This window comes from Pseudomonas marincola, assembly GCF_900682675.2.
GTDB lineage: Bacteria > Pseudomonadota > Gammaproteobacteria > Pseudomonadales > Pseudomonadaceae > Aquipseudomonas > Aquipseudomonas marincola.
Map to the genome: position 1 here is coordinate 2884795 of NZ_LR215729.2, position 11069 is coordinate 2895863.

At 55.6% G+C, this 11069-nt stretch carries 11 protein-coding genes; 1 reads left to right on the forward strand and 10 read right to left on the reverse strand.

Annotated features, from left to right (window positions below):
• Positions 1-84: 84 nt before the first annotated feature.
• The 9 genes from sthA to PMYSY11_RS13485 form a co-directional block, all read right to left on the reverse strand.
• Positions 85-1479 (reverse strand): Si-specific NAD(P)(+) transhydrogenase, encoded by a 1395-nt coding sequence (sthA, locus tag PMYSY11_RS13445; protein ID WP_069898813.1) that lies wholly within the window; start codon positions 1477-1479, stop codon positions 85-87.
• A 113-nt stretch (positions 1480-1592) separates the two neighbouring features.
• Positions 1593-1820, reverse strand: a complete 228-nt coding sequence (gene nqrM / locus PMYSY11_RS13450) for a (Na+)-NQR maturation NqrM (protein WP_069898815.1) — start codon at positions 1818-1820, stop codon at positions 1593-1595.
• Positions 1817-2842: an FAD:protein FMN transferase gene (locus PMYSY11_RS13455; protein WP_150549486.1), complete on the reverse strand. Its 1026-nt coding sequence runs from the start codon at positions 2840-2842 to the stop codon at positions 1817-1819. The genes nqrM and PMYSY11_RS13455 overlap by 4 nt, the downstream gene beginning before the upstream one ends.
• A 2-nt stretch (positions 2843-2844) precedes the next feature.
• Positions 2845-4068 (reverse strand): NADH:ubiquinone reductase (Na(+)-transporting) subunit F, encoded by a 1224-nt coding sequence (nqrF, locus tag PMYSY11_RS13460; protein ID WP_069898819.1) that lies wholly within the window; start codon positions 4066-4068, stop codon positions 2845-2847.
• A gap of 15 nt (positions 4069-4083) precedes the next feature.
• Positions 4084-4692 carry an NADH:ubiquinone reductase (Na(+)-transporting) subunit E gene (gene nqrE / locus PMYSY11_RS13465; protein WP_010485177.1) on the reverse strand — a complete coding sequence of 203 codons (609 nt, stop codon included), beginning with the start codon at positions 4690-4692 and terminating at the stop codon, positions 4084-4086.
• A complete protein-coding gene (locus PMYSY11_RS13470) occupies positions 4692-5366 on the reverse strand; it encodes an NADH:ubiquinone reductase (Na(+)-transporting) subunit D (protein WP_170827724.1) in 675 nt (224 codons plus the stop codon). Before PMYSY11_RS13470 ends, nqrE begins: the two co-directional genes overlap by 1 nt.
• Complete coding sequence (locus tag PMYSY11_RS13475; protein ID WP_069898823.1) at positions 5363-6151, reverse strand: Na(+)-translocating NADH-quinone reductase subunit C; 789 nt, start codon at positions 6149-6151, stop codon at positions 5363-5365. Before PMYSY11_RS13475 ends, PMYSY11_RS13470 begins: the two co-directional genes overlap by 4 nt.
• A complete protein-coding gene (locus tag PMYSY11_RS13480) occupies positions 6144-7355 on the reverse strand; it encodes an NADH:ubiquinone reductase (Na(+)-transporting) subunit B (protein ID WP_069898825.1) in 1212 nt (403 codons plus the stop codon). Before PMYSY11_RS13480 ends, PMYSY11_RS13475 begins: the two co-directional genes overlap by 8 nt.
• Before the next feature lie 2 nt (positions 7356-7357).
• Entirely contained in the window at positions 7358-8695 is a 1338-nt protein-coding gene (locus tag PMYSY11_RS13485; protein ID WP_150549487.1) for a Na(+)-translocating NADH-quinone reductase subunit A, read from the reverse strand.
• Between the two features lie 272 nt (positions 8696-8967).
• Between PMYSY11_RS13485 and PMYSY11_RS13490 the strand changes: the two genes are divergently transcribed.
• The gene (locus PMYSY11_RS13490; RefSeq protein WP_150549488.1) at positions 8968-9531 is read left to right on the forward strand and encodes a chalcone isomerase family protein; all 564 of its coding nucleotides are present in this window, start codon (positions 8968-8970) and stop codon (positions 9529-9531) included.
• Between the two features lie 61 nt (positions 9532-9592).
• Here PMYSY11_RS13490 and PMYSY11_RS13495 read toward each other — a convergent pair whose 3' ends face one another.
• Entirely contained in the window at positions 9593-11059 is a 1467-nt protein-coding gene (locus PMYSY11_RS13495) for a glyceraldehyde-3-phosphate dehydrogenase (RefSeq protein WP_150549489.1), read from the reverse strand.
• Positions 11060-11069: the final 10 nt, after the last annotated feature.

Sequence of the window (11069 nt, forward strand, 5' to 3'; positions counted from 1 at the left end):
AACTTTCTCGATTGGGCCACTGCCAATCTTGCGAGTTACTGAACGGGTCCTCCCCGACCGGCTCAGGCCACCGATCGGAGTCGGTCAAAAAAGCCGGTTGAGCCCGTCAAACGCAGCTACCCGATAGGCCTCAGCCATGGTCGGGTAGTTGAAGGTGGTGTTGACGAAATACTTGAGGGTATTCGCCTCGCCCTTCTGGTTCATGATCGCCTGACCAATGTGCACAATCTCAGAAGCCTGATAGCCGAAGCAATGCACACCCAGCACTTCCAGGGTTTCGCGGTGGAACAGAATTTTCAGCATGCCCACCGGCTCGCTGGAAATCTGTGCGCGGGCCATGCCCTTGAAGAACGCCTTGCCCACTTCGTAAGGGATTTTATCCTGGGTCAGCTCGCGCTCGTTCTTACCGATCGAGCTGATTTCCGGGATGGTATAAATCCCGGTCGGCACGTCATTGACGAAGCGCCAGCTGTCGTTCTGCACGATGCTGCCCGACGCCGAACGCCCCTGATCGAATGCGGCGCTGGCCAAGCTCGGCCAACCGATCACATCACCGGCGGCGTAGATATTCTTCACCGAAGTGCGGTAATGCTCATCCACTTCCAGCTGGCCGCGGCCGTTGGCTTTGAGGCCGACGTTTTCCAGCGCCAGTTTGTCGGTGTTGCCGGTGCGGCCATTACACCAGAGCAACGCATCCGCCTTGATCTTCTTGCCGGATTTGAGGTGCAGCACCACGCCGTTATCAACGCCTTCAATGCGCTCATATTCTTCGTTATGGCGGATCAATACGTTGGTATTGCGCAGGTGATAGCTCAGGGCGTCTGAGATTTCAGCATCGAGGAAGCTGAGCAACTGATCGCGGTTGTCGATCAGGTCTACCAGCACGCCCAGACCGCTGAAGATCGACGCGTATTCACAACCGATTACACCGGCCCCGTAAATGATCAGGCGGCGCGGCGTGTGGCTCAGCGTCAGAATGGTGTCGCTGTCGTAAACACGCGGGTGATTGAAATCTACGCCGTCCGGACGATAGGGACGCGAACCGGTCGCCACCACGATGTCCTTGGCCACCAGTTTCTCGACCGCGCCTGTCGGGCAAACCACTTCAACGGTGTGCTCGTCGGCAAAGCTGGCAGTGCCGTGAAATACATCGATACGGTTGCGGGCGTAGTAGCCGGTGCGTGAAGACACTTGCTTGGAAATCACCCGCTCCGCACTTTTCAGCACATCCGGGAACGAGAACCAACGTGGCTCGCCGATCTGGCGGAACATCGGGTTGGTGTTGAACTGCATGATCTGACGAACCGAGTGACGCAGTGCCTTGGACGGCACAGTGCCCAGGTGTGTGCTGTTACCGCCGACTTCGCGGCGGCTGTCGACTACAGCCACTTTGCGCCCGGCCTTGACCGCATTCATTGCCGCGCCTTCACCTGCGGGGCCCGAACCGAGCACCACCACATCGTAGTTGTAGACCGCCATGTTTACTCCTCAGATCACACCGGGCGTTTAGCCACGCCTCGGCAGGGCCGCGTTGCAAAATGAACGCGGCAATCAAAAATGTGCGTAACGTTTAGCTGCCTGTAAAACAGGTTTTAAAGCTTGGTTGCATCGTAGGCCAGAGCTGTTTTCTGAGTGCCTTCGGCGCTGTTGACCTCTTCGCACTTCTCACGGCTACCACCGCAGATCGAGCATTCTTTCTCGATGCCCAGATTGGCGATACCGCCGCACGAACCGGCGATTGGTTTGCGCCCCATGATGACGCCTACGGCCATCATTGAAACGACTGAGATCATGACCAGAAATACCACGACGAATGTCATTGCTCTTCTCCCGCAGCGAATAGCTGCTCGAATGCCGGACTACTGTGTGTGACGAAGGCTTTACCCTCATGCGTCACGAAGAATGCGGCGATATTTGCCTGTTTAGCATACGCCATACCGCGCTCCGGACCCAAAACCATCAGCAAGGTCGACAAGCCATCAGCCAACTGGGTCGACTCGTTGGCGACCGTCACCGAGGCCAGTTTGTGGGTAATCGGCGCGCCGGTTAGTGGATCGATGGTGTGCGAGTAACGCACGCCATTTTCCTCGAAATAGTTACGGTAATCGCCAGAGGTGGAAATGCCATAACCATCGAGTTGCAGAATCTTTTGTGAAACCCGCTCATCATCACGCGGCGCTTCAATCGCAATACGCCAGGGCTCGCCATCCGGCTTCTTGCCAGCGGCCTTAAGCTCACCAGTGGCCTCGACCAGATAACTGCTGATGCCCAGCTCGCGCAGACGACTGATAATGCGGTCGACCGTGTAACCTGCAGCAATGCTGTTGAGGTCGAGTTGGATATCGACATCCTTGCACAAGGATTGCTCGTCTATGCGCAGATGCTGGTGGCCGATATGCCGACGTGCTTCGGCGATCTGTTCAGCGCTCGGGACTTTCTCAACCCGCGCCTGCGGACCAAACCCCCAAAGGTTGAGCAACGGCTCAAGGGTCAGGTCGAATGCACCATTGCTGTCATCTGATAACTTGCTGCCGCTACGCACCAACTCAAGCATGCCTTCGGGAAGCTTCATGCAACTGCCAGCGGGGGCTTTGTTGAATTGCGAGATCAGCGAATCATCACGGTACGTCGACATCTGCTGATCAACCTCGGCCAGAATCGCCTCGGTCTCAGCGCGCACCTTATCGACATCAGGCGTGGCATCGGTGTGCACGTATTTGACGCTATAAGTGCTGCCCATTGTCGGGCCGCCAAACTCTTCTACCCGGTCCGAAAACCAGCAGCCCGTTAGGGCTGCCGCCAAGGCGACAGCAATAACGGGCTGAAGTACAGCGTGTTTCATGATCAACCGCCGAAGTCGTCGAGAAGGATATTTTCCTGCTCTACACCCAGATCAACCAACATCTTGATCACAGCGGCGTTCATCATGGGCGGACCGCACATGTAGAACTCGCAATCTTCAGGGGCCGGATGGTCCTTCAGATAGTTCTCATACAGTACGTTGTGGATGAAGCCTTTGAGGCCGGTCCAGTTGTCTTCAGGCTGCGGATCGGACAGCGCCAGATGCCACTGGAAGTTCGGGTTCTCGGCCTGCAGTTGATCGTACTCTTCGTTGTAGAACGCCTCACGCATGGAGCGTGCGCCGTACCAGAAGCTGATCTTGCGGGTCGACTTCAAACGCTTGAGCTGATCGAAGATGTGCGAACGCATAGGCGCCATACCCGCACCACCGCCGATGAAGATCATCTCTGCATCGGTGTCTTTGGCGAAGAACTCACCAAACGGCCCGTAAACAGTGACCTTGTCGCCCGGCTTGAGGCTGAACACATACGAAGACATCTGGCCAGGCGGCAAGTGATCCTTGCCCGGTGGCGGCGATGCGATACGGATGTTGAACTTGACCAGACCGACTTCTTCCGGATAGTTGGCCATCGAGTAAGCGCGGATCACCGTCTCGTCAACCTTGGAGATATACTTCCACTGGTTGAACTTGTCCCAGTCGCCGCGATATTCCTCTTGAATATCGAAGTCCTTGTAATGCACTTCGTGCGGTGGGCACTCAAGCTGAACATAACCGCCTGCGCGGAAGTCAACGCTCTCGCCTTCCGGCAGTTTCAGCGTCAGCTCCTTGATGAAGGTGGCAACGTTCGGGTTCGACAGAACCGTGCATTCCCACTTCTTCACACCGAACACTTCTTCCGGCACTTCGATCTTCATGTCCTGCTTAACCGCAGCCTGACACGACAGACGCCAGCCTTCTTTGGCTTCACGACGGGTGAAGTGCGACTCTTCGGTGGAGAGCATTTCGCCGCCACCCTCAGTGATTACGCACTTGCACTGCGCGCAAGTACCACCGCCGCCACACGCAGACGAGAGAAACACATTGTTGGCCGCCAGGGTTTGCAGAAGCTTGCCACCAGCCGGCACGGTAATGGTTTTTTCACCGTTGATTTCGATGTTCACGTCGCCACTGGAAACCAGCTTGGCGCGCGCCATCAGAATGATCACCACCAACGCCAGAACGATGGCGGTGAACATGCCTATTGCGAGGAAAATTTCGTAATTCATCTGATCATTCCGTCCTTACAACTGCACGCCAGAGAAGGACATGAAGCCCAGAGACATCAAACCGATGGTAATGAAGGTGATACCCAAACCCTGCAAACCAGCCGGCACGTCACTGTACTTGAGCTTCTCGCGAATCCCTGCCAGAGCGGCGATTGCCAGTGCCCAAGACAGACCAGAACCGAAACCGTAAACGGTACTCTCGGCCAGGTTGTAGTCACGCTGAACCATGAACAGCGTGCCGCCCATGATTGCGCAGTTTACGGTGATCAGCGGCAGGAACACGCCCAGCGCGTTGTACAGCGCAGGTACGTACTTATCCAGGAGCATTTCGAGGATCTGTACGATTGCCGCGATAACACCGATGTAGCTCAGCAGACCGAGGAAGCTCAGGTCAACGTCCGGCAGACCGGCCCAAGCCAGCGCGCCATCTTTGAGCAGGTAGGTGTAGATCAGGTTGTTGGCCGGAACGGTAATAACCTGTACTACGATTACCGCGATACCCAGACCAATCGCCGTCTCGACTTTCTTCGAGATCGCGATGAACGTACACATGCCCAGGAAGAAGGCCAGTGCCATGTTCTCAACGAAAACGGCCTTAGCCAGCAGGCTCAAATAGTGTTCCATTAGTAAGCCTCCTTATTCGAGACCTGTGGCGCCATTTTGAAGCTTGGCTTCTCAACCTGGTCTTTCTTCCAGCTACGGATAGCCCAGATGAACAGGCCAATCAGGAAGAACGCGGACGGTGGCAACAGCAGCATGCCGTTCGGCTGATACCAGCCGCCGTCGTTGATCACCGGCAGAATTTCGAAACCGAGCAGTTTGCCGGCGCCGAACAATTCACGAACGATACCCAGTGCGATCAGCATGGCGCTGTAGCCCAAACCGTTACCGATACCGTCGAAGAACGACAGCACCGGCGGGTTCTGCATGGCAAACGCTTCGGCGCGGCCCATCACGATACAGTTGGTGATGATCAGGCCGATGAATACCGACAGCTGCTTGGACAGACTAAAGGCATACGCCTTAAGTACCTGGTCCACCACAATTACCAGGGACGCAATGATCACCATCTGCACGATCATACGAATCGAGCTTGGGATCTGGCTGCGGATCATCGAGATAAACAGGTTGGAAAACCCGGTTACCAAGGTCAATGCGATCGACATTACCAGCGCGGTTTTCAGGTTCGAGGTAACCGCCAGTGCGGAACAGATACCCAGAATCTGCAAACCAATCGGGTTGTTGTTGAAGATCGGATTGAGCAGGACTTCTTTAATAGTCGGCTGCGACATGATCAAGCCTCCCCTGCGCGTAATTTAGTGATAAACGGACCAAAGCCTTCTTCACCCATCCAGAACTTGAGCAGGTGATCGACGCCATTACTGGTCAGCGTTGCACCCGCCAGCGCATCAACCTGATGCTCTGCTTTCGGGCTCTTCGGGTCTACGCCACCTTTCACCACCGAGATGGCAACTTTGCCGTCGTCAGCGTAAATGGTTTTGCCTGGCCACAGTGCCTTCCACTTCGGATTGTCGACTTCGCCACCAAGACCCGGTGTTTCAGCGTGCTGGTAGAAACCAAAACCGCTGACCGTGTCGAGGTCGGCTTTAAGGGCGATAAAGCCATAAAGAGTCGACCACAGGCCCTGACCACGAATAGGCAGAACCACTTTATCCAGCTTGCCGTCGGCCTGAACCAGATACACGATGGTGTAACGCTCACGGCGCTTGAGCTTGGCCAGATCCTGATCGGACGTCAGCGCAATTGACTCAGCCGGGTCTTTTGCCCCCTGCAGCGGCTCATACTTGAGCGGGTCTTTGGCGTCGCTGAACGTGCCAGTTTGCAGATCAACGATCTTGGCAGTAATGCGATCATTGAACAGCGCCTTGACTTCTTTACCGCTCATGCCCGGATTACCCAGACCGGCGATCGCCAGAATGCTGCGCTGCTTGTCGAGCAGACGGTTGTCTTGCTGCGTCGGCTTCAGCGCAATGGCTGCACCGGCAACGAATACCGAGCACACCAGGCAAACCAACAGGGCCACCAGCAGCGTGCGTGCTGTGGATTCTTTTTGACTAGACATTGCGTGCCAGCCTCCGCTTGATATTGGCTTGAACGACGAAGTGATCGATCAGCGGTGCAAACAGGTTAGCGAACAGAATCGCCAACATCATGCCTTCCGGGAAGGCCGGATTGACAACACGGATCAAGACGACCATGAAGCCGATCAGCGCACCAAAGATCCACTTGCCGGTATTGGTCATCGAGGCCGACACCGGATCGGTGGCCATGAAGAACATACCGAAAGCGAAACCACCGACTACCAAGTGCCAGTACCACGGCATAGCGAACAACTGATTGGTATCTGAACCAATGGCGTTGAACAGCATGCTCAAACCGATCATGCCGATCATCACGCCAGAAACGATGCGCCACGAAGCAATCTTGGTAATCAGCAAGATGCCGCCACCGATCATCAGAGCCAGCGTGCTGGTTTCACCCAACGAGCCATGAATGGTGCCGACAAACGCGTCCATCCAGGTAATGCCGCTGCCCACAATGTTCTCAACGCCGCCAGCAGCCGCAAGGCTCAGCGAAGTTGCACCGGCAAAGCCGTCGACCGAAGTCCACACCGCATCGCCAGACATTTGCGCCGGGTAGGCGAAGAACAGGAACGCACGGCCAGCAAGTGCCGGGTTGAGGAAGTTCTTACCGGTACCGCCGAACACTTCCTTACCGATCACCACACCGAAGCTGATGCCCAGCGCCACTTCCCAGAGCGGGATGCTTGGCGGCAGGATCAGGGCAAACAACACGGAAGTTACGAAGAAACCTTCGTTGACTTCGTGCTTGCGGATCGAGGCAAACAGGACTTCCCAGAAACCGCCGACAATAAAGGCAGTGGCATAGACCGGGAGGAAGTAGGCAGCGCCCTGGATAAAGTTATCCCAGAGACTGGTCGGGTCGAACCCGGCCATGGCACTGATCAGCGAAAAACGCCAGCCTTCCTGAGCGGCCAGCAGATCCGGAGTTGCGCTGTAGATCAGGTTGGCCTGATAGCCAGTGTTCCACATGCCGAAGAACATCGCCGGGAAGGTACACAGCCAGACGGTGATCATCATGCGCTTGAGGTCGATACCGTCACGCACGTGGGCGGTGGTTTTGGTCACGCTGCCCGGGCGATAGAAAAACGTATCGACTGCTTCGTACAAGGCATACCACTTCTCGTACTTGCCGCCATGTTCAAAGTTGTGCTCGATTTTATCGAGGAATGCACGGATGCCCATGATCAACCCTCCTTCTCGATGCTTGCGAGGTTGTCGCGCAGGATCGGGCCATATTCATACTTACCAGCACATACATACGTGCACAGCGCCAAATCTTCTTCATCGAGCTCAAGGCAACCCAGTTTCTGGGCCATCTCGGTGTCGCCGACGATCAGATAACGCAACAGTTGGGTTGGCAGAACATCGAGCGGCATGACCGCCTCGTAGTTGCCGACCGGAACCATGGCGCGCGGGCTACCGTTGGTCGTGGTGGAGAAAGCAAATTTCTTCGCTGCCGCCAGTTTGGAGACGAAAATATTCATCACAGAGTGCTTGTTCACACCGGCACGCAGGTAATGCAGCATCTCGCGGTCATTGCCTTCAACCAGGCAAGACACCTGCTGGTGATAACGACCGAGGAAGGCAAATGCACCCTGAGCAGTACGACCGCCCAGCACCGAACCCGAGATAACACGGTTATCACCTGGCTCAAGCTCACCGGCAGTCAGCTCTTGCAGGCTGGCACCCAGACGGGTACGCAGCAGGCGTGGCTTGGTCACAACCGGACCAGCCAGTGCAACAACGCGCTCAACCCACAGTTGACCGGTGGTGAACAGCTTGCCGATAGCAATCACGTCCTGATAACCGATAGACCAGACGCTTTTAGTGGCGCTGACCGGATCGAGGTAGTGAATGTGTGTACCGGCGAGGCCAGCAGGATGCGGGCCAGTAAAGCTTTCAGCCTGAACATTGCTCAGCTTGTCGCCAGGAATGTTGGCGCCTTCAGCCTTGCACACAAATACCTTGGCCAACGCCGACAGCACTTTAAGGCCGTCTTCGAAGTCCGCTGCATACTCGGCAATAACCACAGCCGGGTCTGCCGCAAGCGGGTGGGTATCGATTGCAGTCACGAAAATAGAGCTAGGCACGGCGTCAACCGCTGGGACCTTGCTGAACGGACGTGTACGCAATGCGGTCCACAGACCAGACTGCTGCAAGTTCTCACGAACCTGAGCAGACTCGAGAGCCGCCAATTGGGCGCTCGGGTATTGCGCGAATGTTTCCTGCTCGTCACCGTCAAGATCAATCACCACCGACTGCAGAATACGCTTCTCGCCGCGATGAATTGCACTGACAACACCAGCACCTGGAGCGGTATACACCACGCCAGGCGTTTTCTTGTCGGAGAACAGAATTTGTCCGAGCTTGACCCGATCACCGACCTGAACGTTCATCGTTGGCTTCATACCGTGGTAATCGAAGCCGACGACGGCGATGCTGCGTACGGGCCTTGCGGCTTCAATACGCTGCACCGGCTCACCGGTGATGGGCAAGTCGAGCCCACGTTTAATGTTGATCATAGGTTTGCCTAACCACTGATTTAAAAGCTTTTTCTAGAATACGGTCAACGTCTGTAAGCCTAATGAAAAATCCCACACTGCAATAAATGCAGCGTGCAAGGCGATGTTGAGCGCGGGTAAAAAATCCGTTTGATTATAAAGACGCCCCCCTCCACTGACCACCCAAGCGCTTGCTTTTTTTAACTATTCCGTAACAGGGCGCAACAGACAGGGGCTTGACTCAGGTCAGAAGCAGGCTCAAATAAGACTAAAGTCTGAGGACAACTTACGACATGCGAAATATTCTTATTTTCATAGTTCTTTGCCTGCTCGGCTTCAATGCATTCGCCAACACCAGCGAGCGACTAAATCAGGCGGCATTTGCCCCGCAAGTGCGCATCGACAATCAGCCACTGGCACTTAAAAGCCAGGCAGTGTTCACCTACTTGTGGGCAGACGTATACGCCGCAGCGCTATACACCCGCCCCGAACAGAGCCCCAAGCAGGCATTACGCCTTAATAGCAATACACGCCTTGAGCTTTATTACTTCAGGGCGATAGACCGTGACGACGTGATTAAAGCAGCCTGGACCACCCTGGAGAAACAGTTAACCACTAACACACTGGAAAAACTACGCAGTGAAATCGATCGATTGCACGCACAGTTCACTGACATACGCCCCGGCGACCGCTACGCGCTGAACTTCGACCCGACCAATGGCCTGAGCCTCGACATTAACGGGGCGCGGCGCTTCACCAGTCCAAACACCGAGCTTGCCCGCGCTTACCTCGGCATCTGGCTGGCCCCTTCTGGCTTGTCAGACGAGCTGCGCAAAACCCTTCTCGCCGGACAGTGAACCTTTATCAAGCCCATAAAAAACGGGAGCCGAAGCTCCCGTTTTTATTTACCCGTGGCGATTAGCCTGGAAACGCTGGCGGGTTAACCCCAACCATGTCTTCCATCACACGCACCACCTGGCAGCTGTAACCGAACTCGTTGTCGTACCAGACGTACAGAACAACGCGGTTATCGTTGGCGATGGTCGCCTCGGCATCAACCACACCGGCATGACGCGAACCCACGAAGTCGGTCGAAACCACTTCCTGCGAGTTAACGTAGTCGATCTGCTTGTGCAGTTCCGAGTGCAGCGCCATGTAGCGCAGGTAATCGTTAACTTCTTCGCGGGAAGTCGACTTCTCAAGGTTGAGGTTGAGAATCGCCATCGACACGTTAGGCGTCGGCACACGGATCGCGTTACCGGTCAGCTTGCCTTTAAGAATCGGCAATGCTTTAGCCGCAGCGGTAGCTGCGCCGGTTTCAGTGATAACCATGTTCAGCGCTGCCGAACGACCACGGCGGCTGCCTTTGTGGAAGTTATCGATCAGGTTCTGGTCGTTGGTGTACGAGTGCACGGTTTCAACGTGACCGTTGACGATGCCGTACTTGTCATTGATTGCTTTAAGCACCGGCACGATGGCGTTGGTGGTGCAAGAAGCGGCCGAGACGATCTTGTCGTCTGCGGTGATTTCTGCGTGGTTGATGCCGTGAACGATGTTCTTCAGCTCGCCTTTACCCGGCGCTGTCAGAACTACACGATCAATACCCGGGCACTTCAGGTGCTGGCCCAGGCCTTCGGCGTCACGCCACTTACCGGTGTTGTCCACCAGCAAAGCGTTCTCGATACCGTAAGCGGTGTAATCGATCGAGGCTGGATCGTTCGAGTAGATCACCTGGATCAGGTTGCCGTTGGCAGTCAGGGTGCTGTTGGCTTCGTCAACTGTGATGGTGCCGTCGAACGGACCATGTACCGAGTCACGACGCAGCAGGCTTGCACGCTTGACCAGGTCGTTGTCAGCACCTTTACGCACAACAATGGCGCGCAGACGCAGGCCGTCGCCACCGCCGGTCTTTTCGATCAGGATGCGTGCCAGCAGGCGACCGATACGGCCAAAGCCGTAAAGCACCACGTCAGTGCCCTGACGTCCGGCAACATTTTGCTGACCGGCTACAGTCGTCAGCTCATCACGCACGAACTGCTCCATGCTGCGACCGTTGGCTTCTTTGTGGAACTTGGCAACCATGCGGCCAAGGTCAACAGAAGCAGCGCCCAGCTTGAGCTCGCTCATGGTTTTCAAAATCGGGAACGTGTCGTGTACCGACAGTTCGTTATCGCCATCCAGACGGTGGCGCGCATAACGGTGAGCCTTCAGGATCTGAATAACCGAACGATTGATCAGGCTACGACCATAGATCGAAGTGACCACGTTGTTATTGCGATAGAGCTGGCCAATCATCGGAATCATTGCTTCCGCGAGGGCTTCGCGATCAATCCATTCACCAAGACACTGGTCGGGCTTCTGAGTCACGGGCAGTACCTTCCACATTCTGTAGGGG

Bases quoted from the DNA above. Each gene is read 5' to 3' on its own strand.
- nqrE (WP_010485177.1), bottom strand. From the start codon at position 4,692: ATGGAACACTATTTGAGCCTGCTGGCTAAGGCCGTTTTCGTTGAGAAC.
- nqrF (WP_069898819.1), bottom strand. From the start codon at position 4,068: ATGAATTACGAAATTTTCCTCGCAATAGGCATGTTCACCGCCATCGTT.
- PMYSY11_RS13485 (WP_150549487.1), bottom strand. From the start codon at position 8,695: ATGATCAACATTAAACGTGGGCTCGACTTGCCCATCACCGGTGAGCCG.
- PMYSY11_RS13475 (WP_069898823.1), bottom strand. From the start codon at position 6,151: ATGTCTAGTCAAAAAGAATCCACAGCACGCACGCTGCTGGTGGCCCTG.
- PMYSY11_RS13480 (WP_069898825.1), bottom strand. From the start codon at position 7,355: ATGGGCATCCGTGCATTCCTCGATAAAATCGAGCACAACTTTGAACAT.
- PMYSY11_RS13490 (WP_150549488.1), top strand. From the start codon at position 8,968: ATGCGAAATATTCTTATTTTCATAGTTCTTTGCCTGCTCGGCTTCAAT.
- PMYSY11_RS13495 (WP_150549489.1), bottom strand. From the start codon at position 11,059: ATGTGGAAGGTACTGCCCGTGACTCAGAAGCCCGACCAGTGTCTTGGT.
- sthA (WP_069898813.1), bottom strand. From the start codon at position 1,479: ATGGCGGTCTACAACTACGATGTGGTGGTGCTCGGTTCGGGCCCCGCA.
- PMYSY11_RS13455 (WP_150549486.1), bottom strand. From the start codon at position 2,842: ATGAAACACGCTGTACTTCAGCCCGTTATTGCTGTCGCCTTGGCGGCA.
- nqrM (WP_069898815.1), bottom strand. From the start codon at position 1,820: ATGACATTCGTCGTGGTATTTCTGGTCATGATCTCAGTCGTTTCAATG.